General features: G+C 44.2%; 25 protein-coding genes, 2 tRNA genes, 3 riboswitches and 1 other annotated feature. Of the genes, 11 read left to right on the top strand and 16 right to left on the bottom strand.

Going from position 1 to position 26,231, the window contains the following annotated elements:
- Positions 1 to 248: 248 nt before the first annotated feature.
- The 4 genes from lysS to NV379_RS19945 form a co-directional block, all read right to left on the bottom strand.
- Positions 249 to 1,709 carry a lysine--tRNA ligase gene (gene lysS / locus NV379_RS19930; RefSeq protein WP_258209087.1) on the bottom strand — a complete coding sequence of 487 codons (1,461 nt, stop codon included), beginning with the start codon at positions 1,707 to 1,709 and terminating at the stop codon, positions 249 to 251.
- Between the two features lie 87 nt (positions 1,710 to 1,796).
- Positions 1,797 to 2,064: a binding site (T-box leader), on the bottom strand.
- 94 nt (positions 2,065 to 2,158) lie between these two features.
- Positions 2,159 to 2,806 (bottom strand): pyroglutamyl-peptidase I, encoded by a 648-nt coding sequence (pcp, locus tag NV379_RS19935; protein ID WP_258209088.1) that lies wholly within the window; start codon positions 2,804 to 2,806, stop codon positions 2,159 to 2,161.
- A gap of 71 nt (positions 2,807 to 2,877) precedes the next feature.
- A tRNA-Gly gene (locus NV379_RS19940) sits at positions 2,878 to 2,951 on the bottom strand.
- 27 nt (positions 2,952 to 2,978) lie between these two features.
- Positions 2,979 to 3,055, bottom strand: a tRNA-Pro gene (locus NV379_RS19945).
- Positions 3,056 to 3,221: 166 nt separating this feature from the next.
- Here NV379_RS19945 and NV379_RS19950 point away from each other — a divergent pair.
- The 3 genes from NV379_RS19950 (at position 3,222) to NV379_RS19960 (ending at position 5,724) form a co-directional block, all read left to right on the top strand.
- A complete protein-coding gene (locus tag NV379_RS19950) occupies positions 3,222 to 4,142 on the top strand; it encodes an aldo/keto reductase (RefSeq protein ID WP_258209089.1) in 921 nt (306 codons plus the stop codon).
- Between the two features lie 102 nt (positions 4,143 to 4,244).
- Positions 4,245 to 5,054: a lipid II flippase Amj family protein gene (locus NV379_RS19955; RefSeq protein WP_258209090.1), complete on the top strand. Its 810-nt coding sequence runs from the start codon at positions 4,245 to 4,247 to the stop codon at positions 5,052 to 5,054.
- 82 nt (positions 5,055 to 5,136) lie between these two features.
- The gene (locus NV379_RS19960) at positions 5,137 to 5,724 is read left to right on the top strand and encodes a TVP38/TMEM64 family protein (RefSeq protein ID WP_258209091.1); all 588 of its coding nucleotides are present in this window, start codon (positions 5,137 to 5,139) and stop codon (positions 5,722 to 5,724) included.
- 98 nt (positions 5,725 to 5,822) lie between these two features.
- Here the strand turns inward: NV379_RS19960 and NV379_RS19965 are convergent, their stop codons facing one another.
- Positions 5,823 to 6,803, bottom strand: coding sequence for an ABC transporter substrate-binding protein (locus tag NV379_RS19965; RefSeq protein WP_258209092.1), 981 nt, complete (start codon positions 6,801 to 6,803; stop codon positions 5,823 to 5,825).
- Between the two features lie 152 nt (positions 6,804 to 6,955).
- On the opposite strand from NV379_RS19965, the gene NV379_RS19970 reads away from it, so the two are divergent.
- Genes NV379_RS19970 through NV379_RS19980 form a run of 3 tightly spaced genes read left to right on the top strand, consistent with a single transcriptional unit; the run spans position 6,956 to position 9,884 of the window.
- A complete protein-coding gene (locus tag NV379_RS19970) occupies positions 6,956 to 7,975 on the top strand; it encodes a FecCD family ABC transporter permease (protein ID WP_258209093.1) in 1,020 nt (339 codons plus the stop codon).
- A gap of 3 nt (positions 7,976 to 7,978) precedes the next feature.
- Complete coding sequence (locus NV379_RS19975) at positions 7,979 to 9,025, top strand: FecCD family ABC transporter permease (protein ID WP_258209094.1); 1,047 nt, start codon at positions 7,979 to 7,981, stop codon at positions 9,023 to 9,025.
- 19 nt (positions 9,026 to 9,044) lie between these two features.
- Positions 9,045 to 9,884 carry an ABC transporter ATP-binding protein gene (locus NV379_RS19980; RefSeq protein ID WP_258209095.1) on the top strand — a complete coding sequence of 280 codons (840 nt, stop codon included), beginning with the start codon at positions 9,045 to 9,047 and terminating at the stop codon, positions 9,882 to 9,884.
- Between the two features lie 67 nt (positions 9,885 to 9,951).
- On the opposite strand, the gene NV379_RS19985 is transcribed toward NV379_RS19980, so the two are convergent.
- The 3 genes from NV379_RS19985 to NV379_RS19995 form a co-directional block, all read right to left on the bottom strand.
- Positions 9,952 to 10,476 (bottom strand): CcdC protein domain-containing protein, encoded by a 525-nt coding sequence (locus tag NV379_RS19985; RefSeq protein ID WP_258209096.1) that lies wholly within the window; start codon positions 10,474 to 10,476, stop codon positions 9,952 to 9,954.
- A gap of 112 nt (positions 10,477 to 10,588) precedes the next feature.
- Positions 10,589 to 12,298: a copper resistance CopC/CopD family protein gene (locus tag NV379_RS19990; protein ID WP_258209097.1), complete on the bottom strand. Its 1,710-nt coding sequence runs from the start codon at positions 12,296 to 12,298 to the stop codon at positions 10,589 to 10,591.
- Positions 12,299 to 12,309: 11 nt separating this feature from the next.
- Positions 12,310 to 12,711: a DUF2203 domain-containing protein gene (locus tag NV379_RS19995; protein WP_258209098.1), complete on the bottom strand. Its 402-nt coding sequence runs from the start codon at positions 12,709 to 12,711 to the stop codon at positions 12,310 to 12,312.
- A 169-nt stretch (positions 12,712 to 12,880) separates the two neighbouring features.
- Here NV379_RS19995 and NV379_RS20000 point away from each other — a divergent pair, with 169 nt between their 5' ends.
- The 5 genes from NV379_RS20000 to NV379_RS20020 all read left to right on the top strand — a co-directional run bounded on the left by NV379_RS20000 (position 12,881) and on the right by NV379_RS20020 (position 15,931).
- The gene (locus NV379_RS20000; RefSeq protein ID WP_258209099.1) at positions 12,881 to 13,201 is read left to right on the top strand and encodes a YbjQ family protein; all 321 of its coding nucleotides are present in this window, start codon (positions 12,881 to 12,883) and stop codon (positions 13,199 to 13,201) included.
- Positions 13,201 to 13,443 carry an HD family phosphohydrolase gene (locus NV379_RS20005; RefSeq protein ID WP_258209100.1) on the top strand — a complete coding sequence of 81 codons (243 nt, stop codon included), beginning with the start codon at positions 13,201 to 13,203 and terminating at the stop codon, positions 13,441 to 13,443. The genes NV379_RS20000 and NV379_RS20005 overlap by 1 nt, the downstream gene beginning before the upstream one ends.
- Before the next feature lie 78 nt (positions 13,444 to 13,521).
- A complete protein-coding gene (locus NV379_RS20010; protein ID WP_258209101.1) occupies positions 13,522 to 14,325 on the top strand; it encodes a sensor histidine kinase in 804 nt (267 codons plus the stop codon).
- The gene (locus NV379_RS20015) at positions 14,322 to 15,002 is read left to right on the top strand and encodes a response regulator (RefSeq protein ID WP_258209102.1); all 681 of its coding nucleotides are present in this window, start codon (positions 14,322 to 14,324) and stop codon (positions 15,000 to 15,002) included. The genes NV379_RS20010 and NV379_RS20015 overlap by 4 nt, the downstream gene beginning before the upstream one ends.
- 290 nt (positions 15,003 to 15,292) lie before the next feature.
- Positions 15,293 to 15,931 (top strand): YcnI family copper-binding membrane protein, encoded by a 639-nt coding sequence (locus NV379_RS20020; protein WP_258209103.1) that lies wholly within the window; start codon positions 15,293 to 15,295, stop codon positions 15,929 to 15,931.
- Positions 15,932 to 16,029: 98 nt separating this feature from the next.
- Here the strand turns inward: NV379_RS20020 and NV379_RS20025 are convergent, their stop codons facing one another.
- The 8 genes from NV379_RS20025 to NV379_RS20055 form a co-directional block, all read right to left on the bottom strand.
- Positions 16,030 to 16,521 (bottom strand): dihydrofolate reductase, encoded by a 492-nt coding sequence (locus NV379_RS20025; RefSeq protein WP_258209104.1) that lies wholly within the window; start codon positions 16,519 to 16,521, stop codon positions 16,030 to 16,032.
- Positions 16,518 to 17,312, bottom strand: a complete 795-nt coding sequence (locus NV379_RS20030; RefSeq protein WP_258209105.1) for a thymidylate synthase — start codon at positions 17,310 to 17,312, stop codon at positions 16,518 to 16,520. The genes NV379_RS20025 and NV379_RS20030 overlap by 4 nt, the downstream gene beginning before the upstream one ends.
- Positions 17,313 to 17,363: 51 nt before the next feature.
- Entirely contained in the window at positions 17,364 to 19,697 is a 2,334-nt protein-coding gene (locus NV379_RS20035; RefSeq protein ID WP_258209106.1) for a histidine kinase, read from the bottom strand.
- A gap of 542 nt (positions 19,698 to 20,239) precedes the next feature.
- On the bottom strand, positions 20,240 to 20,845 hold the full coding sequence (gene kdpC / locus NV379_RS20040; protein WP_258209107.1) for a potassium-transporting ATPase subunit KdpC: 606 nt from the start codon (positions 20,843 to 20,845) through the stop codon (positions 20,240 to 20,242).
- Positions 20,846 to 20,895: 50 nt separating this feature from the next.
- A complete protein-coding gene (kdpB, locus tag NV379_RS20045) occupies positions 20,896 to 22,926 on the bottom strand; it encodes a potassium-transporting ATPase subunit KdpB (RefSeq protein WP_258209108.1) in 2,031 nt (676 codons plus the stop codon).
- Positions 22,927 to 22,947: 21 nt separating this feature from the next.
- Positions 22,948 to 24,627, bottom strand: coding sequence for a potassium-transporting ATPase subunit KdpA (gene kdpA / locus NV379_RS20050; RefSeq protein ID WP_308860315.1), 1,680 nt, complete (start codon positions 24,625 to 24,627; stop codon positions 22,948 to 22,950).
- 48 nt (positions 24,628 to 24,675) lie between these two features.
- On the bottom strand, positions 24,676 to 24,753 hold the full coding sequence (kdpF, locus tag NV379_RS26175) for a K(+)-transporting ATPase subunit F (RefSeq protein ID WP_373426140.1): 78 nt from the start codon (positions 24,751 to 24,753) through the stop codon (positions 24,676 to 24,678).
- Between the two features lie 146 nt (positions 24,754 to 24,899).
- Positions 24,900 to 25,099: riboswitch (cyclic di-AMP (ydaO/yuaA leader) on the bottom strand.
- A gap of 27 nt (positions 25,100 to 25,126) precedes the next feature.
- A riboswitch (cyclic di-AMP (ydaO/yuaA leader) is annotated at positions 25,127 to 25,319 on the bottom strand.
- A 224-nt stretch (positions 25,320 to 25,543) separates the two neighbouring features.
- Positions 25,544 to 25,945 (bottom strand): hypothetical protein, encoded by a 402-nt coding sequence (locus tag NV379_RS20055; RefSeq protein WP_258209109.1) that lies wholly within the window; start codon positions 25,943 to 25,945, stop codon positions 25,544 to 25,546.
- Between the two features lie 14 nt (positions 25,946 to 25,959).
- Positions 25,960 to 26,146: riboswitch (cyclic di-AMP (ydaO/yuaA leader) on the bottom strand.
- Between the last annotated feature and the right edge of the window lie 85 nt (positions 26,147 to 26,231).

A 26,231-nucleotide genomic window follows, 5' to 3' on the forward strand; every position in this document is an offset into this window, starting at 1 on the left:
TACCCCCGCCCTCACGAATATCCACTTTACTCTCTAGACTCGCTTGTATCGCCAAGGTCAGACCCTACACAATCGTATCCATACTCATACTAGGCTGTCCGGGATGAGCTGCCGCTTTCTAAATTAACAAAAGTAGGTCGATCCTCTTATTTATTACGCCTCTTCTTACTTATTCTTGTTCGTGGATAGAGGTTAATGAAAACCTCTAAATCCCCATCCATCTCTTCGAATGTGCTCAAGATTAAACTCTAAAGTTTTTTAGTCAACGGAAACAATACACAATCTTTAATCGTATCACTATCTGTCAGCACCATTAACAAGCGTTCAACGCCAAATCCCCAACCCGAAATAGGGGGCATCCCATATTCCATCGCCACTAAATAATCTTCATCCATCTCCATAGCTTCTAAGTCTCCATTGCTTTTAAGAAGAGCTTGATCCTCTAGCCTTCTTCTTTGCTCTAATGGGTCAACCAGCTCAGAATAGGCATTAATTATTTCCGCTCCATTCACCACCAATTGGAACCGATCTGTAAGAGCAGGATTCTGATCATTACCTCTAGCCAATGGGGATAATTCGATCGGATGTTGAACTAAAAAAGTCGGTTTGATCAGCTGAGGTCGGCACATTTTCTTGTATAGAAGATCAATGAAATTACCTCTGCCTAAAGATTCAACTTCCGATTGTTCGAACTGGATGTTATGCCGCTGGGTCTCTTGGTATAAATCTTTCACATCAGGATAAAGGTCTATATCAATACCAGTATCTCTGAAGATTAGATCTCTAAAGGAGACAATGTCCCAATCTAATGAAAAATCAATGATATGATCATTCATTGTTATGGTAGTTGTATGGAAGGTTCGATCCAGTATATACAAGACCATATCTCGCATTAATTTCATCGTATCCAGATAGTTCCAATATGCGGCATATCCTTCAACCATCGTGAATTCTTGAAGATGCTGAGGACTGATCCCTTCATTTCGAAAGCACTTTGCAAATTCAAATACTTTGGTAAACCCCCCTACAATTAATCTTTTCAAATAAGTTTCAGGGGCAATCCGTAAGTTTAATTCTGTGTCTAAGGAGTTATGATAGGTTCGAAAAGGTTTAGCAATTGCACCCGAGGAAGTATGCTGTAAGACTGGTGTTTCAACTTCCAGGAAATTATGATCCTCAAAAAATCTCCGAATGGCACTTACCATTTTCGTTCTAGCTAGTAACCGGGCTTGGGTTTCCTTTGTCATGATTAAATCCAAGTAACGTTGTCTATACCTTGTTTCAATGGACGTTAATCCGTGCCATTTTTCCGGCAAAGTACGCAGAGCTTTCCCAAGAAATTCACAGCTATTAATTCGAAGTGTTTTCTCATTCGTCTTGGTCGTATACATATGACCTTCAACACCGATAAAATCTCCAATGTCGATGAATTTATCAAATTGATTATAAGATACCTCACTAACCTCTTCCTTGCTCAAAAGAAGTTGTAAACTCCCTTCAATGTTCGCTACGGTAATAAACATAAATTTACTGAACTTGCGAATACCCATTATTCTCCCAGCAACTCGTACACCGGATGTTCTATCTTTAAGCAGGGCTGCCTCATCAAGCTCAGCGTTTATCGTAAATTTATCAGGATACAACAGGATTCCCTGAGATCTTAAATCCTCTAATTTCTCTAACCGAAGGTTCATTTGTTCATTACTCATGCTTATTCAATCCAATTTTTTTCGGGATTTATATACACATATACAACTCTAAACAACAAAAAAACTCTCACCCCCAAGATTATTCATCTTGAGGACGAGAGTTGTTAGCTTCGTGGTACCACCTCAGTTTTATTGATACGTTACCATATCAATCTCTTCGGGTACGGCAATATGTAATTGATTATACCCTATCTCAATAACGGGAGAACCCGTCGCAGCATCACTAAGCATAACATCTTAGATCCGTGCGAAGCTCTGAGCCTTTTTTCATTAAGATTATTTATACTCCTTCACACCAAACAGGAGCTCTCTGCAAATAATTAATCAAAATTACTTTTCTCATCGTCGCCGCATATTATTTTTGTTGAAAATTAAAAATATTTTAGCAAAATTTTATTATGAAGTCAAATTTTTCCCATAATCCATAGCTACCTTAAACTAAATAAAACTCAGTGCGTCGTACCCCCACCCTCGCGAATATCCACTTTACTCTCTAGACTCGCTTGAATCGCCAAGGTCAGACCCTGCACAATCGTATCCATACTCATACTAGACTGTCCGGGATGTGCTACTGCTTGTTCAGGTAAAAAGGGAATATGTATGAATCCGCCTCGCGTATGATTGCCTCCCATTTCAAGGGAATGCATCAGACCGTAAAACAAATGATTACACACGAACGTCCCTGCTGTATGGGAAACGGATGCTGGAACGTTGTTATCACGCAACTTCTTAACGATCGCTTTAATCGGTAGCGTAGACCAATAAGCAGTCGGACCCTCTGGTACAATCGGTTCGTCAATTGGCTGATTACCTGCATTGTCAGGAATACGCGCATCATCTATGTTAATCGCAACCCGCTCCACGGTAATATCCACTCTGCCCCCTCCTTGTCCAACACAGATGATGAGTGCTGGTTTCACTTCCACCAGACAGTCATTCAATCGCTTTAATGACTCCCCAAACACAGTCGGAATCATCCGAGACACAACCGTATAACCATCGATATGAAGTCCATCTAGTCGCTTGACCCCTTCCAGTGCAGGATTAATTTTCTCCCCACCGAATGGATCAAACCCCGTCAATAGAATGTTTGGCATGCTCATACCCCCATGGATTCAAAATAAGCATTAAAAAAAGCCTCATGACTGAGGCTTATTAGTTGTAAATTTGGAGCGGGTGATGGGAATCGAACCCACGCTATTAGCTTGGAAGGCTAAAGTTCTACCATTGAACTACACCCGCATATGAAGTTAGTAACAGAATAGAAAATGGTCGGGACGACACGATTTGAACATGCGACCCCCTGGACCCAAACCAGGTGCTCTACCAAGCTGAGCTACGTCCCGTTAAAAAAATCTGTTATGTAATTACGATGAACACAAGGAATATCTTAACATGATTTCAGTTACTTCGCAACACTAAATATCCGTCCAAATGTTTACAATTTGATTTTGACAGGCTTACCTAATTAGCGTTTAATGAACATAGAATATAGAAGAAGGAGTGGTAAAGATGATCTATCGTAGACTCGGTAAAACTGGTCTTAAAATATCTGTAATTGGTGTTGGCACATGGCAATTCGGCGGTGAATGGGGACAATCCTTCTCCCAAGACGAAGTCGATGCCATTCTTGATCGTGCTGGTGAGCTTGGTATCAACTTCATCGATACAGCAGAATGCTATGGCGATCACTTGTCTGAGAAGCTAATCGGTGATTATTTATCACGCCGCAAGCGTGAAGATTGGGTTGTGGCAACGAAGTTCGGGCACCATTTTACAAATATGTTCGAACGTACGCAAGAATGGACAGCAGAGCAAGTGTTGAAGCAGCTGGATGACTCTCTACTCGCCCTTCGCACGGATTATATCGACTTGTATCAGTTCCATTCTGGGACAGACGAAATGTTCAATAATGATGAGCTGTGGACAGTGCTAGATAAGCAGAAGCAAGCAGGCAAAATTCGTCATCTAGGAACGTCAATTGGCAGTAATGCGAATCTGTATCAGACGGCTTCCTCTACTAAAGTCGGATCTGAATCGATTCAAGTGGTATATAACCGCCTAGATCGGGTACCTGAAGAGCAAGTATTCCCTTCTTGTCAGGAACAAGATCTTGGCGTGCTCGCTCGTGTGCCGCTCGCTAGTGGCTTCCTAAGCGGAAAATATAAACCTGGTACCGTGTTCGATAGCTCGGATGTACGTAATCGTAAAGATGCGGAGCTTGTGAACAATCAATTAGTAATGGCGCAGCAAGTTCAAGAGCAAGAAGTGCCTGCTGGCATGGATATGGCGACATGGGCGCTTGCTTGGTGCCTCAAGCATCCTGCTGTAACGTCTGTTATCCCAGGCTGCAAGAATCCTGCACAAGTCGAAGCGAACGCTGCTGCTGCCAAGTATGTAGCAAGCAACCATCCGCAAGCTTGGAAGGAATAACTGATCTCCCTCTTAACCAAACAACGATAACTATCACTGCTGTACGTCATCTACTCCTTAGTGCAAGTTCACTTCTCATGTGACGTAAAAAGGAGAATTACATTGAGCCAGGAAATACTCATAATTGCCCTGTTTACAATGCTTGTACATGCCATTGATACCTCATCTTATGCAATCCGCCTAGCAGGGATTCGGATCAGCAAAATTGCTGTTTCCCTATCCCTTGCCGGGGTTGTTGTCATCTTATCTCGTACTTCGAACCTGTTCCAAGGTGTATTTACAGCTGGAATCTTTGATGATGCCAGAGCAGGTAGAATTGACGACATTATCTCACCGCTGCGCACAATCCTATTCTCTGCCTCAGCCGGTACACTACTCGCCATATTGCTATTTCCAACACTCGTATTCATCTCTGCCCGATTAATTGCCAAGCTTGAACTGACAGGCTCTGTCTTTGAGATGATTCGTCTGACTGTCACGTTCGGCAACATTAAACGGATTAAGAAGCTTGTGCGTATACCTAAACTTCAGATGCTCGCACGTCTGCGTGTCGGCGGACTACCGAAGCGACTATTACTCCTCAACTGCCTTGTTACAGCAATCTATACAGTCGGTGTGCTTGCCGCCATGTATTCAGGTGTCCTTATTCCCGAGCATCTAACAAGAGCTAATATGTCATCCGGACTCATTAATGGCGTAGCGACGATTATCTTCGCGATGTTCGTTGATCCACAGCTTGCGGTTGCTACCGATCGTGCGCTTGCAGGCAAGACTAACATTGAGACTTTGAACAAAATGTTCGGACTTATTCTTATCTCTAGATTAGTAGGAACTTTGCTTGCTCAACTGCTGCTTATCCCTGCTGCATATACGATCAAATGGTTCATTCTTACCTTTTTTGCCACTAATTAATGCTTCGCCATACGGTCATTCATGGTATTCTAGTATTCTATATACATGTAGAAGTAGGTTATAGAGGAGGCTCCTAGCCCACATGGAGATGGCGCAAAGCTTTTTTACAGAAGAAAATTTTCAAACACTCCTAGAGAGCTATCGTTCCTTAGGTCCTTTCCCAGCACTTCTCGCTGGTTTTCTTAAAGCATTCATCCCTCCGCTCCCCTTCTTTGCTATCATTGCATTTAATGCAGCGGCATTCGGATTGTGGCAGGGTTTTATCTTTTCGTGGATTGGCGCGATCAGCGGCGCATTCGTCGGTTTTCTCCTTTTCCGAAAAATAGCCGGACATCGTCTCGCCAAAAAAATCGCTCAAAAGCCAAAAGTACAAAAAAGCATTCACTGGATTCAGCAAAATGCATTCAATTACGTGTTCATTCTATGCTGCTTCCCAATTGGTCCCTCTGCGACTATTAATTTTGCAGCTGGTATCGCTCGGATGCCTGTACGGTCTTTCTTTATTGCAATGTCATTCGGTAAGGCAGTCATGGTGTTCATGCTCTCTTACGTCGGTGCAGATATAATGAACTTGTTCCAAAATCCAATGAAAATAACCGTGATCGTCTTGATCATCGCGGCAATGTGGCTTACAAGTAAGAAATTAAATGCTCTCCTTGCAACAAGGTAAGAGCATTTTTTGTATGCAAAAAAACCTTCGAGCAGTGCTGTCACACGAATGTGATCTTGCATAGCCCGAAGGTTTAATCATTTACTTTTATCAAAAAACTACTTTTGAATCTCGTAGATTTTGTACAAGTCATCCAGCATGATGTTAGCTGCCATTACGCCACCAGCAGTGTTCCACGTTGCATCATTAACTTTGTAAGCACGGCCTTCTTTCACTGCACTTAGGTTCTTCCATAGCGGATCATTCAAGAATAACTCTTCTTGCTTGCTCGCTTTGTTGTCACCAATCTCATACGTGAAGTAGAACAAACGGTGTGCATCCATGTCTGGAATACGCTCTTTGGTTACTTCTTCAGCGAATGTTTCTGTAGATTTCTTCGGAGTACGTGCAAGTCCTAGCTCTTTAAAAATAATACCTGTGAACGTTTCTTCGTGGTAAATACGTGTTTTACCACCCATGAAGCGAACAACGGATACTGTATCCTTCACCTTGTCGCCAGCTTTCGTACGGAAATCGACGATACGCTTATCGAATGCAGCGATCACTTTCGCGCCTTCTTCCTTCTTGTTCACCGCTTCTGCGTATAAGGAGAAGTTATTCTTCCACTCGCCACGAAGTGTTTCGGAATATACCGTTGGAGCGATTGCTTTCAATTGCTCGTACACTTTCTCGTGACGCATTTTGTTCCCGATAATTAGATCTGGCTTAAGACTTGCGATAATTTCAATGTTCGGCTGACCTTCGCCGCCAAGCTCTGTTACGCCATCCATCTTATCTGCAATGTGCTCGTACCAAGGTGTACCTGTCCAAGACTTTACTGCACCAACAGGTTTAATGCCAAGTTCTAGTAATGCTTCTGTTCCTTCGTTCGTTAGAACAACGACACGTTGAGGTGTACCTTTAATTTCCGTTTCACCCATAGCATGTTTCACCACACGTGATGTTGCATCACCTTGAGGTGCTGGTGTTGCTGCGCTATCTGTTTTACCGCCGCATCCTGCAACGACAAATAGAGCTGTTACGATTAACATAAGTATGATTTGACGAGAGATCGTCTTTGCTTCTAATCTTGCTTTCATCGTACAAATACCTCCATTTTTACCCAATTGATAATGATTTTCAATAGCATGCCTTTGAATATACAGATGACTTAAACATTTGTCAATGCTATAATGAGAACGATTTTCAGTTAATAAATCATGATGATAACTTCTAATGTAGTGAGGTCCCTATGAACACCAATAATTATTCACTCAGACGCTATACCGTATATAAGCTACTCGGACTATTGGGGCTATTCATGTTCCTGCTCATTTCCATCTGTGCCGGTATTCTATTCGGTGTCACACATGTCCCTCTAAGAACGCTAATAGAGTCATTCACGAACTTTGATGGATCTAACGCTCATCTCATTATTCGTACCACTCGAGTACCAAGGGTTCTCATTGCTGCTATTGTTGGCGGTTCACTTGCAGCAGCAGGTGCGGTGATGCAGGCAATTACACGTAATCCACTTGCTTCACCGAGTATATTCGGAATTAATGCTGGTGCAGCATTCTTCATCGTCGTTGCTTCTGCTTACTTCGGAGCTGAAAGTATGAATCAATTCATATGGCTTGCATTAATTGGCGCTTGTATCACCGTATTCGTCGTATATGGACTAGGTTCGATCGGCTCGGACGGCTTAACACCGATTAAGATTACTTTAGCTGGATCAGCGATTACAGCTCTATTCATGTCCTTTACCCAAGGCATCTTGCTGACAAGCGGGAAGGCATTCGATCAGGTATTGCCTTGGCTTGTAGGTTCTGTCTCAGGTAAAGATCTAGATATGCTCGTCAAAGTACTTCCTTACTTCATCATCGGCTGGATAACAGCACTAATCTTATCCCGTCACTTGAATGTACTGGCAATGGGGGAAGATATGGCACGTGGTCTCGGTCAGAAGACAGGCTACATCAAGCTTGCTTGTGCTCTACTCATTGTTCTTCTTGCGGGAAGCTCCGTTGCGATTGCAGGTCCGATTGCCTTCATCGGAATCATGATCCCACATGCAGCGCGTTATCTCGTCGGTGCTGATTATCGTTGGATCATTCCGTATTGTTTCGTTCTTGGTGCATTACTGCTCGTACTTGCTGATCTAGGTTCTCGATTTGTTGCAATGCCTAAGGAAGTACCAGTCGGCGTGTTAACAGCCATTATCGGGGTTCCATTCTTCGTCTTCATCGCTCGCAAAGGAGGTCAGAGATAAATCATGAACAAACAACATCTTCTTCTGCGAAACAATAAGCTGGGTTTATCTATCCTAATCGAGCGCAAGACTTTGCGTGTAATCAGCATTCTTCTACTGCTACTAATCGTCGTGTGTGTGTTTGCAATTGGTGCAGGCTCACTACCCATTCATCCATGGAGTGTAATTCAAGCCCTGTTCGGGCAAGGTGACGAGACACATCGCGTTATTATTAACACGTTCCGTTTACCTAGGGTGTACACAGCCATAATGGTCGGCGGATCTCTTGCGGTTGCAGGTGCGATCCTGCAAGGCATGATCCGTAATCCACTTGCTTCACCTGACTTAATCGGGATTACAGGCGGCGCTTCTACCGGAGCGGTTACATTCTTGTTCTTCTTCGGCGGCTCTGTATCGATTCACTATTTACCCATTGCAGCCGTACTTGGCGCATTCATCGTAACCCTGCTCATTTACCTGCTTGCTTGGAAACGAGGCGTCACCCCGCTTCGACTTGTCTTGATCGGAATTGGTTTCTCTGCTGCGCTTAGTTCCTTAACATATATGATGTTAATTTCAGGCCCCCCTTATTTAGCAACGAAAGCTTTAGCGTTTATGACTGGAAGTATTTATGGTGCCTCTTGGAAAAATGATGTGTTCGTGCTCTTACCATGGGTAATCGTCTTACTGCCACTCGTCTGGATCTTATCGAGCAAGCTCAATATCCAACAGCTAGGTGATGAAATTGCCAAAGGGATCGGCAGTCGTGTTCAATTGGATCGCTTATTCCTACTCATTCTTGCTGTTGCATTAGCTGGGGTTGCAGTCGCCATCGGTGGCGCTATCGCCTTCATTGGACTCATGGCTCCCCATCTAGCACGTAAGTTAGTCGGCCCTTCCTTCGGTGGATTAATTCCTGTCGCCGCCTTGGTCGGTGCGATCATTCTCTTACTTGCTGATCTTGCAGCTCGCACCTTATTCGTACCGCTAGATATACCTGCCGGCGTCTTTACAGCTGGAATTGGCGCACCGTTCTTCATTTACATGCTGTATCACAATCGTCAACGCTAAGAAAGGAGCGGTTTAAACTATGTTTACAATCGAAGCCAAAGATGTCTCATTATCATATGGAGACAAAATTATTTTTCAAGACTTAAACTTATCGATCCCTCGTGGAAAAATATCCGTTCTCATCGGAGCCAACGGCTGCGGTAAATCGACTATTCTTCGCTCCTTATCGCGTGTTATGCAGCCGCAGAAAGGTGAAGTCATTCTAGATGGCGCCGACATTGCTAAGATGTCAACGAAGGATGTCGCGAAGAAGATGGCAATCCTACCGCAAACACCTGTTGCACCAGAAGGACTTACGGTACTCGGACTTGTTCGTCAAGGCCGGTATCCGTATCAGAACTGGTTCAAGCAATGGTCACAAGAAGATGAAGAGAAAGTACGTTTCGCCTTACAAGCATCTGGTCTTGAAGATTTGCAGAATCGTACAGTCGATTCCTTATCAGGTGGTCAGCGCCAGCGTGCATGGATTGCCCTGACACTCGCACAGGATACGGATATTCTACTGCTGGATGAACCAACGACTTACTTGGATTTAACGCATCAGATTGAAGTACTCGATCTGCTCTATGATCTCAATGAACGCGAAGGTCGCACCATTGTCATGGTGCTGCATGATATTAATCTTGCTTGTCGTTATGCGCATCACATCTTAGCGATTAAGGAAGGAAAGCTCTGGGCGGAAGGTCCGCCGGAAGACATCGTGGATGAGAAACTGCTCTGCGAAGTATTCGGTCTTCAGTGCCAAGTTGGACGTGATCCGATCTTCGGCACGCCGGTCTGTATCCCAGGTGGAAGAGGACGCTTCGTAGGTCCGAATTGTGAAGGATGTGTACGTGACAACCACGACGGTTGTCAATAAATAAAAAAGGATGATGCCAAGTTTCAAGCTTGGCGCCATCCTTTTTCTATATCCTTTTGAACCTAAATTAAGATTTGATATTGGAGATCGGTCTAGATCCTTCCTTGCTCTCCTCAAGAATCTTAAGAAATTTAATAAACGAAGCGATGCGCCACGGCACGAGGTAACAGATCCCCATGATAAGCACGATTGCGAAGAAATTCTGAGCATCCAGTTCTTGAATATAACTTCTTAAGAAGAAACGCAGGGACAAGATGATTAAGAAAGTCACAAAGAATGCGATGCTTTTCTTCGAATAAATATGACCGTCTTCACGAATTTCGTAGCTCGTTGTGAGTATGAGTGGGATCGACATCACAAATCCAATCAATGCTGGATACACAATCTCATTTACACTTAAGTGTGCTATTGTACCCTCTAGGAACAATAGACCAGGTATTAAGAACAATAGCGGAGTCAAGATCCGAATTGGATTGCGTGACATCGGTCTATACATGGACTTCGTTCTTCTCCATAAGATAAGAATTGCAACGACCACAATAATGCTAATTGACGCTGACCCCATACTACTTGTATCGAACTGAACATCCATCTCCAACACTCCGCTTCACATATATACTTAACTTATAAATTAAGTATAGCCAAACTGGAAATAATATACTAGATGATCAAATTCACTTCTTCACATGAAGATTCTCATGTTCTTAATAGACTTGCACTTCCATCTGGTACACTTTCTCATCGTCGGTCACGCGCATAACTCGAATCTCTAGCAACCATTTGCCACGGAACGGTAGATAAGAACCTTCTGCCTTATAATCATAGCGCTTGAAGCCATTGAATAGCTCCGCTGCAGTTGGGTCACTAAATGATTCAATCGGTACTTCAATAGCTGCAAGATCCGGCTGATCTTGATTACGAAGCAGCATCTGCACACGCTTAGGTGCGCCTTCATTTTCCGGAACCCATACTTTAGTAAGGAAAGTGTTATCCCCAACATTCAGCGGCGTAATGCGGCTAGTCATATGAATCGTCTCGCCCATCTCATGCCAATTGAGCGGTTTATTCGTAGGTGTTGGAGATAAGTACGTAATGAAACCAACTAACAATGCAATGATCAGCATGAAACTAAAGTCGATTTTGATCCAGCGTGAAAGCGATGCTTCTTGGGAGCGTTTCATCGCGATACGCACCATCAGGGCAGTTACTGCAACAAGCACAACAACCCCTGCTTTTATTAGCATTAGAATACCCCATTGGGTATAAATGATATATTCGATACTTGGCAAAAAGAGTACCACTGAAGCGAGTCCAGTTACAGCGAGCATTAAGAATGATACGAATGCAAAAGTCGAGAATGAGTGCAAGAATGAAGCGACTTGTTCACGCGCTTTTTTCCACATGACAAGAGCAAGTAACAAACCACCCGCCCAAATAGCCGCTGCAAGCAAATGAACGAAATTCAAGCCAACTGTTGCCCATTTCGGATCCATTGCAGCTGCATGTCCAGTTAAGCTTTTGCCAAACAATAATGCGATGATCCATACATAATCAAACCAAGCCCAGCGTCCTATGAGCCAGAATCCGATTAAGGACAAGGCGAGCGCAGCCAGCCAGAATAAACCGACACTTGTCGAGAAGAACACCGCTTGTAATTGATCAAATCCACTATCTCCAAGTAAATCTTCCAAATGGGTGAAAATTACGATAACTGTGGATAGAAACAGTACGCGCTGTAAATTAAGCGTCCAACCTGATAGCTTGGATGCAAGACCTGCTCGCGCTGCAATCGGCATCCGCAACCAGAATATCCAACCTGCTGTAAGTAACATCATCACGTACCACAAACCGCGACTTAGAAAAATACTAAGTGTAGACATGCTCATATTCGTTGATATTTGCATCTCATGTTCATGGCCACTCATTGCATCAGATGTTGAAGGGTTAGCTGCTCCCCCCTCACTTTCCCCGATTGTAAAAGGAAAACTTCCGCCTACTGGATGCCCATCAGCTGAGATAACGTGATAAGAAACCAGATACAAGCCATCCGCAAGCTTCGGTACCTGCACTTCAATACCTGTCTGATCTTCTAGCATAATCGGTTTGTTATCCGATACGATTTTCCCTTTATCATCGATTAGTTTTATGTAGAACGCTCCGTCTTCCAGTCGCTCATTGAACGTAATCGAGATCTTAGGTGGTGACTGCACAAGCTGAGCATTCGACTCTGGCACCGTCTTCAGCACAACTGCATGAGCAGATACTCCTTGCGGCAGAATCATACCCATACAAGCCAATATAAACATGAGAATCGCACACTTCATCCATGTGCCTAAACCTCTTCTTAACCTAAATTGATACACAATTTTCCCCTCTTCCTCGTCTACACTATTCGTATCTCCTCTGCCCAGCACTTACCATTTCACTACTCTGGCAATCTTCTTCTCCCTGCGAACCCATCTTCTTTGCTATGATAAAAAGCGATTCGCTGCTCTCCCTGACGCCAGCATAGTAAAACATCTTCTCCATCTAATTGAGCTGGAAAATCAATTAATCCAAGATCCACATCCTTCACTTCTACTCCCAATCGATAGAAGTTGTCCATGTACGATCTTGCTTCAATCTGGATAAAATCAAGTTCACACTCCAGCATGAACTGCTCCTCATATCTAGCACCAATCTTCGGTGTGGAGATTGCTGTTAAACGGCGTAAACGCGTGTATTTCTCCCTAAACTCCATTTTAACATTCTGAATATATTGCAGCTGCTTGTCCAATTCTGGAAGCATATGATTCGCTTCTTCCAGTGTGAAATACTTAGTTCCCATGGGTGAACCTTCCTCCCTCTTTCATGCTGTGGCATCATTTTAACAAAAATAATCAGACAAGCCAAAATTAAAAATGACAATTGTGATACAATACCATTATAGGAACTTCGATATAAGTTCTAAACCAAAGCTGCAGTAATGCTGTAAGTATGAGGAGGATGAATATACAATGATGATCTCAACAACAGAAGGTCTTGCTGGATATGAAGTCACAGAGGTACTCGGTACAACATTTGGCGTAGTCGTTCGTGCACGTGGACTAGGTGGAGACATTATGGCTTCACTTAAAGGTTTAGTTGGCGGTGAGGTTAAACAATATACCCAAATGATTGAAGATGCTCGAAAACAAGCAATCGATCGCATGGTTCAGAATGCTGCTGAAATGGGTGGTAATGCCGTTATCATGATGCGCTTTGACTCGGGTGATATTGGACAGAACATGAGTGAGATTGTTGCTTACGGCACAGCAGTTCGAGTGAGAAAAGTGTAATGACTTTTTTCTCGGGCTGGACCTACATCAACATTCTTATCGCTGTGGTCGTGATTTTACTTGGATGGCTTATCTTCGATAAACGTTACAAGAAGCCGAGCGACGCGAATGAAAAGATACCCTTTGGCTATGAACCAACCAAAGAAGTATTCATTGATCCGAAGGACGGACTAAGATACCGAGTGTATTATAGCGCTAGAACTGGCGAACGTCGTTATGTACAAGAAGATCTGAATTCATAAGAATAATCAAGCGGTTGAACTGGGAGATGTCCTAGCTCAACCGTTTTTATAAGTTTATGCATAGAGAGGTACCACCTTATGTCCTTACGTATGTTGAAATTATTAACGATCCTGCTTCCTCCCCTCCTGATCGGTGGATTCGAGTACATCCGTCATGAATTTCTCCTTAATCATTTATCGATGGAAGCCGGCAATTTCTTTATGACCTTGTTAACTTTAGTGTTGTCTTATGTGTTTGCAACGTGGATGTTCAAATCCATTGAAACCTCACGCAACAAGCTGGCTGAAGAACAGGCAAAGCATGCTGTCTATGAAGAACGGGAACGCCTTGCACGTGAACTGCATGATAATTTAGCGCAGACCTTATTCTTCCTCAATGTCAAATTAAAGCAAGGCCAACTGGATGAAGCCAAGGAAGCGGTATCTGACATCGATAACAACCTCAGACAAGCCATATTTAACTTGCGAACTTCACCAGAGGAAGGCACTACATTTAGTGAGCGATTACACAAATGGCTTCGCGATTGGGAGAAGATGACTGGCGTCGAACTTACGAGCAATATTCAAGTTGAGACGGATAGGTTATCCCACAATGAAGAAGTCAATTTATTCGGTATTATTCAAGAGGCGTTCACGAATATTCGCAAACATTCACTAGCCGAATCAGCTACTATCGAGCTTTTCGTAACGCGTGATTCATGGAACCTGATGATCTGTGATGATGGGACAGGTATTTCCTCCGCTAACGAACAACCGACGCAATACGGTATCAGCTTAATGCGCAAGCGCGCCCATGAACTTGGAGCAACGATTGAACTACAGCCTGATCCGCTTGGCGGCACAAGGCTTACCTTAACAACTGCAAGGAGGCAGACCCCATGACCAAACCCCATTATCGGGTGCTTATTGTTGACGATCATCCCCTTGCGCGCAAAGCGGTACAATCGATGCTAGCGGTGGATTCAGCATTCTATGTAATCGGTGAAGCCTATGACGGTAGTGAGGCTGTACTGTTAAGCGGTGAGTTACAACCCGATCTCATTCTGATGGACATTCATATGTCGCCAGTTGACGGACTAGAAGCTACGCGCCAGATCAAATCCTTGCACCCGCACATTCGAATTGTCATGCTTACGGTATCGGATGATGTGGCAGACTTATTTACAGCTATTCAATTCGGCGCACAAGGTTATTTACTGAAGAATATGGACCCCGACGAATGGCTCAGCTATCTCCATGCTCTACTCGATGATAACTCGGAGGTCGCAAGACAAATGGCCGATTCGATGTTTAGAAGGTTTCGTTCGGTGAGTGGAGCTGGTGGGAATCAGAAACTTAAGTCAACTACTGATCCCTTAACGAATCGTGAAAAAGAAATCGTTCGTCGCGTCGCCACTGGTGACAACAACCGAATCATTGCGGAGAAGCTGCAAATTTCGGAAAATACAGTGAAGAATCACATGAAGAATATTTTGGATAAATTAGGACTCGATAATCGCGTGCAATTGACGGCTTATGCGATTTCGCATGGTTTGTCACAAAACGAACATACTTCTTAGGTGAAAATAGCCCAGGTGGGTCATTTTGCTTGTGACATTTTTCATATAGGATAAGAGCAGGTTCAAAGCGGTTATCAAAAAAAAGAGGTCACTACGTAGAAATAAGTACTTCCGGTCGCTGTCTCAATCGTGAATTTTGAATTGATTTTATAGTATTTTCACGATTTCAAAGGCGAACGCTACGCTCCTCCAGCACTTATTTCCACTTCGTTTCACTTTTTTGGACGCGCGTGAACGCGCTCTAATATTAGAAAAATATCACTTTTATACAAGAAGGATGGTTTACTCCCATGAGAAAAATGACGCTAAGCTTATTTACTATGATGTTATGTATGCTGCTATTTGCAGGGATTGCAAGTGCGCATGTGACGGTTATGCCAAGTACGTCCACACAAGGGGCTTATGAGAAGTTTACGGTACGTGTACCGGTTGAGAAGGAAATACCTACGACGAAGGTGGAAGTGAAGTTTGCACTAGATTCTGTGTCGGTTTCTCGAGTTGAGCCGAAAGCGGATTGGAAATATGAAGTAGCAAAAGATGCTTCTGGTAAGATCACAGGTATTACTTGGACGACAACAGGAGAAGGACTTAAGAACGGTGAATTCGCAGAGTTCAATATGCAAGGTAAAGTAAGCGACACGGCGACAGCAATTACATGGAAAGCTTACCAAACTTACAAAGATGGTTCTGTTGTCGAGTGGACAGGTGCTGAAGGCTCAGATAAGCCAGCATCTATTACGAAAGTGAATCCGAAAGCTGCTAACGCCAGCAAGGACAGTCATGGCAATGTAACTGCAGACGCTAAGACTCCTGCAAAGGCAGAGACAACTGAGCAAGAGACTTCTCAGCTTCCACTTTACCTTTCTATAGCAGCATTAGCACTTGGTGCTCTTGCGTTGATTCTTACTTTGGTTCGTAAGAAAGCATAATCGCAATAACAGAGTTCGGATACGCATCCTATACGAAAACAAGCTCAGCACTTTCAAGTGCTGAGCTTGTTTTATTTCAGAACTATTTTCAAAACCAATTAGGCATGAACACGTTCGTACACTTCAAAGAAGTAATCATACGGATTCTTCTCATCCTTCACGCCTTGCTCACTGCTAACTTTACGCCACTTGGAAGCATCCAACTCAGGGAAATACGTATCTGCTTCAAATTCATGATCAATGCGCGTGATGTACAGTTTATCCGCATCGTCCATGAATAATTTGAACAGCTCCGCGCCACCGATCATGAACAGCTCGTCCACATTCGCATATCGAGTCTTCACTTCTTCTACCGTATGCACGATCTCGCAGCCCTCTACCATATAATCGCGGTTCTGTGTCATAACAACATTCGTACGACCTGGTAGTGGCTTGCCGATGGATTCATAAGTTTTGCGACCCATGAGGATCGTATGTCCGAGAGTCGTCTTTTTGAAAAACTTCAAATCCGCAGGCAAATGCCACGGCAACTGGTTATTATGACCGATCGCGCGGTTGCGATCCATCGCTACAATATAGGAAAGTATCATACTGCAACCACACCTTTAATCATAGGATGCGGATCATAACCAGACAACGTAAAGTCTTCAAATTTAAAGTCGAAAATCGACTTCACATCAGGATTAATCGTCATTGTCGGAAGCGCACGCAGCTCACGACTTAATTGCAAGTCGATTTGCTCCATGTGATTGCTGTAAATATGCGCATCGCCGAACGTGTGCACGAAGTCACCCGCTTGAAGTCCGCACACTTGTGCAAGCATCATTGTAAGCAAAGCATAGGAAGCAATATTAAATGGAACACCTAGGAAAATATCCGCACTACGCTGGTACAATTGGCAAGAAAGTTTGCCATCTGCTACGTAGAACTGGAATAGACAGTGACATGGTGCAAGTGCCATCTCCGGTATGTCTGCAACATTCCATGCGCTAATGATCATACGACGAGAATCTGGATTGTTCTTAATGGTGTGTACAAGCTCTGTGATCTGGTCAATCACTTCTCCATTTGGAGTTGACCATGAACGCCATTGCTTGCCGTACACGGGACCTAAATCACCGTTCTCATCGGCCCATTCATCCCAAATGCGCACACCGTTTTCTTTTAGATAGCTAATATTCGTATCGCCATTTAAGAACCAAAGCAATTCATGAATAATCGATTTCAAATGTAGTTTCTTTGTCGTAACTAATGGAAATCCTTCGGATAGATCGAATCGCATCTGGTAGCCAAATACGGAGCGAGTTCCTGTTCCAGTACGATCTTGTTTATCTGTGCCATGTTCAAGGACATGCTGACATAATTGTAAATACTGCTTCATTACGAAACCTCCAAGGAAACAAACATAATACGAAGTATTATAACACAGTCCTTAGCGAATCGAATTCTTAAAATTTGGATCGAAGTCCGCTACGACGAGTACGTCCATATGTCGTGCACTCCGAAGTACTTGTTGAACAACCGAACCTTTACCGAAGCTGTCTTTAATATTTGGCCTCGATTGCCCGATAATGACCTGCGTGCTTTTATATCGATTCGCCTGCTCAACGAGCAAGGGTGGAATTTGCTTGGCATGCTGCGCGGGCAAGATCTCGAAGGTTCCTCCGAGTCTAGTCGTCAGTTCACGGAGTGCGTCAATCCTTTTGCAATAATCATCGGTTTCATCTGGATTAGGGTTGATGTAAGTCACGTACCAAGGCGCTTTCAAGCGATGTGCAATACGAAAACCACGCCGAATAAGCCGCTCCGCATTCGAACTGGTCGTCACACCGACGAATATCACTTCTTCTCTACGCCAAGGTCCGCGAAGCGAGTTCTTCCGCTCGGAAGCTTCTAATCGTTCATCGACCTCATCGGCAATTTCTCTTAAAGCTAGCTCGCGCAGAGCAATTAAATTTCCTGTTTTGAAAAAATGTCCGAGTGCTTGATCCACTTTATCCATCGCATAGATTCGACCTTCACGCATGCGCTGCTGCAATGATTTTGGCGCGACATCAATAAGTTCAAGATCATCGGTTAATCGCAAAATGCTATCTGGCACCGTCTCTCGCACACGTACTCCTGTAATCTGCTCAACGGCATCGTTCAAACTCTCCAAATGCTGCACATTCATAGTTGAAATAACAGAGATGCCGGCATCCAGAACTTCGAGAACATCTTCATAACGCTTTTTATTACGGCTACCAGGCATGTTCGTATGCGCAAGTTCATCGATTAAGACAACCTCGGGATTACGAGCAATGATTGCAGGAACATCCATTTCTTCTAAACTAGCACCACGATAATCAAAAATGTTACGAGGAACGATTGGGAGTAAGCCGACCTGTGCCATCGTTTCTTTACGACCATGGGTTTCTAGTAAACCGATGACAGCATCGATGCCTTTCTTCATTAGGTCATTGCCCTCACGCAGCATCGTATACGTCTTCCCAACACCTGGGGCGGCGCCGATATACACTTTGAACTTCCCACGCTTGATGCGTTCGATCTTCTGATCAACTTCTTTACTACTTAATCTGCGGTACACTTCTTTGTGAGGCGTATCTTTTCTTTTCGTAGGGAGAATACGCTCGCCATCACGATCTGCACGATCGGCTACGATGAAGACATCCACATTCTGCGTGTGCTCAAGAATACCATTAACGACGGAACCTCGCCAAAACTCTTGCCACCTTGTCTGTTTAGAATGCCCTAGAATGATGCGAGTCACATTGTGATTCACAGCATAGTGAACGAGTTGACGGGCAATGGATCGTACCGATTGAAAAGGAAGCTCTTCAAAAGTACCATCCACTTTCTCGACTAATTTGACGATGGCTCGCTTAAAAGTTACTGCTTCTTTCGTAAGAGGATTGCGCGGATTGACAAAACAGACTGCCATCAAGTCGCCATTTAGCCGCTTCGCAATCTGTTGTCCGCGTCTGATATAGATCGAACCATTCCAGTGATACTGTGTGGACACAAGCACCCGCTCAGCTGCACCTGATGGACCGACAAGTCCTTCTTCCTCTCTGTGTTTCTCTAACGTTTCATTCACATCTTCTGCGACCAGACGCAGAGCAAGCTCACGAAGTACCCCTAGATTGCCGCGTTTAAATAAAGTCGTGTCCTTACGATCTGCAAGATGACCTTCAGACAGGCGCTGCAGCACCGTTTCTGGTGACACATCAATAAGTCGAACTTCGTCAGCCAGTTCAAGCGTTTCAAGCGGAACCACATCCGTACAGCCCACACCTGTTAACTTGTGTGCGATCTGATTGAATCCTTCGAGTTCATATACATTCACGGTAGTGATTACACTTATGCCGTGACTCACCAAGTACTTAATGTCCTCTAACCTCGTGGCAAATTGTGCACCTTCTCGATTGCGATGAGCAAGGCTATCTACGAGTACGACTTCTGGATTGCGCTGAATCAGCGCTTCAAGGTTCAAATCCTTCTGTTCCACACCATTTCGCAACCAATGAATACTGGGTACACGCTCCAAGTCACCAATCTGCTCCACTGTCTCAGGCCGTTGCATTGTAGACACTGCGCAGATCACAACATCGATCCCCTGCTCCTTAAGCGATTGCCCTTCGCGCAGCATATGATACGTCTTCCCTGATCCACTTACAGCACCAATGTAAATCTTAATGCGCCCGCGATGTAGCTTAGATATGGACAGCAGTATTTCCTCTGGTGTCTTCCGCTTGAAGCTTGTCATGGGTTACCTCCTTCCTGCTAAGCTTAGTAAGTACAAGATCTCTGATTTGGTACAACTGTAAGACTGAGACATACATTGCGGGTCGGACTGCGGGTAAATAGGCATTGCCCCTAGCTCAAACATCTTGTTTTTAAAAACTTGATTATATTTCTATTGGTAGATTTCAAAAGCCAAAACTCGCGGTCAATGCCTTTTTACCCCCCGCCCCTCTGGATGCGGAGCTGCATAGCTTATGCTCCGAAGCAATTCAGCTCATATGCAAGCCAATAAAAGGCGAGCACTGATTCCTTCTTATTTCCTATAAATACGTGGAGTGAAGCGATTCATGTCCACTCCGAGTAGACTAAGAAAGTAAAGCACTGCCCCTTGACCAAGCCGAAGTGTGGAGGTTGCCCTGGAAAGCGATAGCGGTCGCCTTGATGACATAGTGTTCCTACCACCATCTCTTACCTAATACAAGGAACACGGCGTCATAGCGATGGAAGGGCAATTTCCACACGTAGGCGATCTCTCAAGGGCTTTGCTTCTCACAGTCGCTCCCCTTACTTCATCATCGTCGCAAGATCCATGTTCAACTTCAACACATTGACCCGCTCCTCACCAAACAACCCCAAGTCTCTACCTTCCGTATGCTTACTCACCAATGCTTTAAGTTGCTCCTCAGACACTCCAGTAAGCTTGCTAATCCGCGGAATCTGAACTTCTGCCGAAGCAGGCGTAATATGCGGATCAAGCCCAGATCCCGAGTTCGTAATCAAGTCAACCGGCAAGCGATCAATTGGCACATCTGGATTAGCGGCTTTCCACGCTTCAATCGACTCCTGCGTACGTTTCAACAAATCTGGATTGGATGGCCCATAGTTGTTCGAGCCTGATGCTTCGGCTTTGTACTCAATACTCGACACCCTGCCGCTGAAATACTTCGGATCCGTAAAGTTCTGCCCGATAAGTTCCGATCCGACCGCCTTACCTCCCGCATCCTTCAACAAGCTGCCATTGGCTTGACTTGGCATAAATACCTGCGCAATTCCTGTACTCGCCAGCGGGTAAATAAGTCCGCATAAGACGATCAATACCGCACACATCCGCACAATTGTCCATATATAGGAACCCCCACTTTGAGGGGCTACTTCGCTACCGTTCTTCATCCTTTTTCATCCTCTTTCTTCTATATATATGTCTCTATAAATCCAAAACCCTAAATCCAAATATGAACGACAAGATCAATTAGCTTAATCCCGATAAAAGGAACAATGATACCACCTAAACCATATACGAATAAGTTCCGACTTAATAACTTTCCTGAACTCATCGGCTTGTAAGATACACCCTTCATTGCAAGTGGTATCAAGAGTGGAATAATTACTGCATTAAAGATTAGTGCTGACAGAATCGCAGACAATGGCGTTCCCAAATTCATAATATTGAGTACTTCCATCTGCGGAATCGCAAGCGTGAAAATCGCTGGGATAATGGCAAAATATTTGGCTACATCGTTCGCGATACTAAATGTCGTAAGCGCACCACGCGTCATAAGCAACTGCTTACCAATCGCAACCACTTCAATAATTTTGGAAGGATCAGAGTCCAGATCGACCATGTTCGCAGCTTCTTTCGCTGCAATCGTCCCGCTGTTCATCGCAAGCCCTACGTCAGCTTGAGCAAGTGCTGGTGCATCGTTCGTTCCGTCACCGGTCATTGCTACAAGCTTACCCTCTGCCTGCTCTCTGCGAATCACTGCAATTTTATCTTCAGGTGTGCTTTCTGCGATAAAATCATCTACACCCGCTTCGCGTGCAATCGTTGCTGCTGTTAGTGGGTTATCCCCTGTACACATGATCGTCTTAATCCCCATCGAACGAAGTTCAGCAAACCGCTCTCTCATGCCGGGTTTTACAGTATCTTTTAAATAAATAAGTCCTACAATTTCTCCGTCAAAAGCAACCGCAAGCGGTGTACCACCCTGTGATGCTATCTCATTGCCTTTGGAATCCAAGTCCACAGGAATAGCTCCACCTTGCGCACTTACCCAGCGTTTAACTGCATCGACAGAGCCTTTACGCACCTTAACGCCATTCACTAGATCGATCCCACTCATGCGCGTTTCTGCTTTAAACTCAATAAACACAGCACCTTCTGCTAAATCCTCTGGGTAAGCCAAATCTAACTTTTTCATCAATTCAAGAACAGAACGACCTTCTGGTGTCTCATCTTTCAATGAACTAATTGCTGCCCACATACCAACAGTCGCCATGGACGCATTACCAACAGGGATAAATTCGCTCGCCATCCGGTTTCCGTATGTGATCGTTCCTGTCTTATCAAGAATCATCGTATTGATGTCACCCGCAGCTTCAACCGCTTTACCGGACATCGCAAGAACATTAAATTGGGTCACACGGTCCATCCCTGCAATCCCGATAGCAGATAACAAACCGCCAATAGTCGTTGGAATTAAACATACCAATAAAGAAATCAATACAGGAATCGTTAATTCAATCTCTAGATACTTCGCAATCGGAGCAAGTGTCACGACTACGATGAGGAAAATAATCGTTAAAGTCGTCAATAGCGTATTAAGCGCAATCTCATTTGGCGTCTTCTGACGCTGTGCGCCTTCTACTAATGAAATCATGCGATCAATGAATGACTCACCAGGATCGCTCGTAATTCGAACCTTGATCCGGTCACTGACTACTCTCGTACCACCCGTTACCGAGCTAAAGTCACCACCCGCTTCTTTAATAACGGGAGCAGATTCACCCGTAATTGCTGATTCATCGACGGATGCTAAACCTTCAACAATCTCACCGTCACCAGGGATCATTTCCCCTTGCGAGACTACGACAAGATCGCCCTTGCGAAGTTCCGTGGAGGAAACAACCTTAATGCTGTCCCCAACCACCTTGTTAGCTGTAATTTCTTTCTTTGATTTTTTCAATGAATCTGCTTGTGCTTTCCCTCTGCCCTCTGCTAACGCCTCAGCAAAGTTCGCGAATAACACCGTGAATAATAAGATAATAAAGACCGTTATATTAAATCCAATCGCCTCTTCTGTGCCAAAATAGTTCGGAAGCAGCGTCATGAGCAACACGACGAATGTGCCGACTTCTACGACAAACATAACTGGATTTTTCATCATTGTAATTGGATTTAATTTAAAGAAACTTTCTTTTAACGCCTGACCTATTATTTGGCCATCCATATTCGATTTACGATTGTCTCGCATCGTTACCTCATCCTCTATTCCTTAGCGAATTGTCAAATATTCAGCAATCGGTCCTAGCGCAAGTACAGGCAAGAACGTCAATGCTCCAATAATGATCACCGTTCCGACGAGAATTCCCATAAACAGCTTATTATCTGTTCTGAACGTCCCGATCGTCTCAGGTACCCATTGCTTGCGAACAAGCGAACCTGCAACTCCAAGCAAGGCAATGATCGATACATAACGTCCTAAGAACATCACAATTCCCGTCGTTATGTTCCAGAATGGCGTATTATCCGCCAAACCTTCAAAGCCTGAACCGTTATTCGCTGCCGATGATGTGTACTCATAGATCACTTGAGATACGCCATGGAACCCAGGATTCGTTATTGCGCCTTTACCTAGCTCCGTAACAAAAGCAAGTGCCGACGGCGCTAATATAATAAGCGGATGGATCAGAATGGCAATCGCAATCAGCTTCATCTCTGCTGCTTCAATCTTGCGTCCCAGAAACTCAGGTGTACGACCTACCATAAGTCCCGCCAAGAATACAGCTAATATCGCATACATGAGCATGTTCACAAGCCCCACACCATCGCCGCCGAACACCACGTTCAGCATCATAAGCGACATTGGTACTAATCCACCAAGTGGTGTAAGCGTATCATGCATATTGTTAACTGACCCTGTCGTTGCAGAAGTCGTCACCGTTGTGAAGAGAGTCGATTGCGGGATTCCGAAGCGAACTTCCTTCCCTTCCATACTTCCTTGCGAAGCATCAATACCGAGTCTATTAATCACTGGATTTCCAGCCGTTTCGCTATAGTACGCAAGCGATAAGAACATCACGAACAAGATACTCATCGCTCCAAAAATCATCCAGCCTTGCTTCCTGTTTTTCGCAAACCGTCCGAACGTGTACGTGAGTGCCGCTGGAATACACCACATGCTTAAAATTTCGATCACATTCGTAAGTGGACTTGGATTCTCAAAAGGATGTGACGAGTTCGCACCGAAGAATCCGCCGCCATTCGTGCCTAAATGCTTAATTGATACCAGAGATGCGACAGGTCCAATTGCGATCTGCTGCGTCTCCCCCTGCAAGGTCGTCACTTGCATGGTCGGCTCTAGCGTCTGTGGCACCTTAAGTCCTACAAGTACGAGCGTTATTATAATCGCACCGGGAATCAAGAGCCGCGTATGAGCTTTCACAAAATCTACGAAGAAATTACCAAGCGTAGTCCCTTTGGACGTAATCCCTCTAATAAATGCAATGGCGACTACAAGCCCTGTCGCTGCCGACGTAAACATCATCATCATGATGACGATCATTTGGGACAAATAGCTTAACCCTGTTTCCCCACTGTAATGCTGTAAGTTCGTATTGGTCATAAAGCTGATAATCGTATTGAAAATAAGCGTAGGCTCCATATTGGCAATACCATTTGGATTAAACGGCAAACCATTCTGAATAGCCAGAATAATAAACCCGAAGATCATCAAAACAAAATTCATAAGTACCAAGGTTAACGCGTATTTCTTCCATGTCATTCCTGAGCGATCTTTGACACCCATTACAGCAAACAACACTTTCTCTATTGGACCAAAGATGCGATCCGTCCGATTCGGTTCATTCGAAAATATATGGTAAATATAGCTGCCGAGCGGCTTTACTAGCAGCACCAGCAGTACAATTACAACTGCGATTTGAACAATGCCCATCATGGCAATTTCCTCCCTGTACAACCTCAATCTAAATGGATGATTTCATTAAAATTTTTCCGGATAAATCAGTGCGTAAACGAGATATATAAATATTAGAGATGTGAACACTAGCACGATCGTCATTCACTGTCGCCTCCTGCTATCAATCTTGCAAACAATTTATAATTTTTCAAAAATAGGCAACAAAAAAGAAGCCTGCTCGAAGAGGAACTCTTCTCGCGGGCTTCTAGACATGGCGAAAGAAAACACCATGTTAAAGCGCGATACTCGTCGCCTCTCTCTGTACGCTTACGAGGTTAGCTGTCGGATTCGGGCGCTTGAGAGTCGCCCTACCTTGCTCACTAAGCTGTGATATAACCACAGCCTGCTTACAAGGATTCACCCCATGAGAATTGAATGAACATCATTCGTTCCCGTTGGTTCCCCCGCTTCATGCTTTACTTAAGCAAGAACTCAGCGATAAAGACATCAATCTATGAACTATAAGCTTTCATCTTCCTCTCCCAGTCAACGCTTACGAAGTTAGCTGACGGATTCGGGCGGTGAGAGTCGCCCTACCTTACAAGCTGCTTTGGGCAGCATGCTTAGATTCACCCCGTTTGCTATACCGATCTGACTCTCACATCGGATCAAGTACAGCAAAGTTTGGTTCCCCCGTTTTCCTGTTGGAAATTCAGCGAATAAGAACTGAAAACATTTTAATTACTAAATCATGAATCGAATCATACGCCCCATCCAGATTTTTGTAAAGCGCAAGAAAATCATGAAAATGAACCTGCTTGACAAGGATAACGCTTTCTTTCAGTTCGATCTCCCGAATGCTCCCCATATCTATCATTTTCGCATAATTTCATACTTTTCTTATCTTTTCGCCAATTCTAAGCCTTTTGAAGTTCGAAAATAAGTAGATCACCTATTCCGCTAGCAAAAATGTTACATCATCACTATGTGAATGAATGACATAATTAGCCCCGAGTCCCCTATATATAAGTCGTGGCCGCAACTGTTTCGTGATTACATAGATCGGCTGATTTGTCCATGAGCGGCAAATTTGAATAAACCTGCAACACAGCGGTAAGCTTTGTTCAAAGACATACACTTGCTGATAATGATGCTCGGGCACTAGCCATGTGCTATGCTCCGATGTGTCTATCCGCACAATGTTTGCTATGCCGGACTTGAGCATCTTCTTCTGCTCGACTTTGTTATTGGTTAATACCACGAAAGGTTTATTTAACCGCTGCAGCTCTTTCATAAAAAACTCGCTTGCCTCTGTATGACCGACAATTAATATGAATTCCTCTTGACTACCCACTACTTACTCCATCCCCTGTCTCCTACTATTGCTTACGAGGTTAGCTGTCGGATTCGGACGGTGAGAGTCGCCCTATCTTGCGTGCACACAAGAATTCACCCCATGACCATACAAGCAGTCGGCTCTCACACCGACCTACCCTATGATCTTTGTTATTGGTTCCCCCGCTCTCTCCTAGAAGAGATTCAGCATCTTTCAACACAGAATACTACGCTAGCGAAATTTGGTTGTAAAGATTAACCAGATGCAGCAAACACGCATATTTTGTGAAAACACCTAACTTTTC

The organism is Paenibacillus radicibacter (genome assembly GCF_024721995.1).
Classification (GTDB): Bacteria; Bacillota; Bacilli; order Paenibacillales; family NBRC-103111; genus Paenibacillus_AM; species Paenibacillus_AM radicibacter.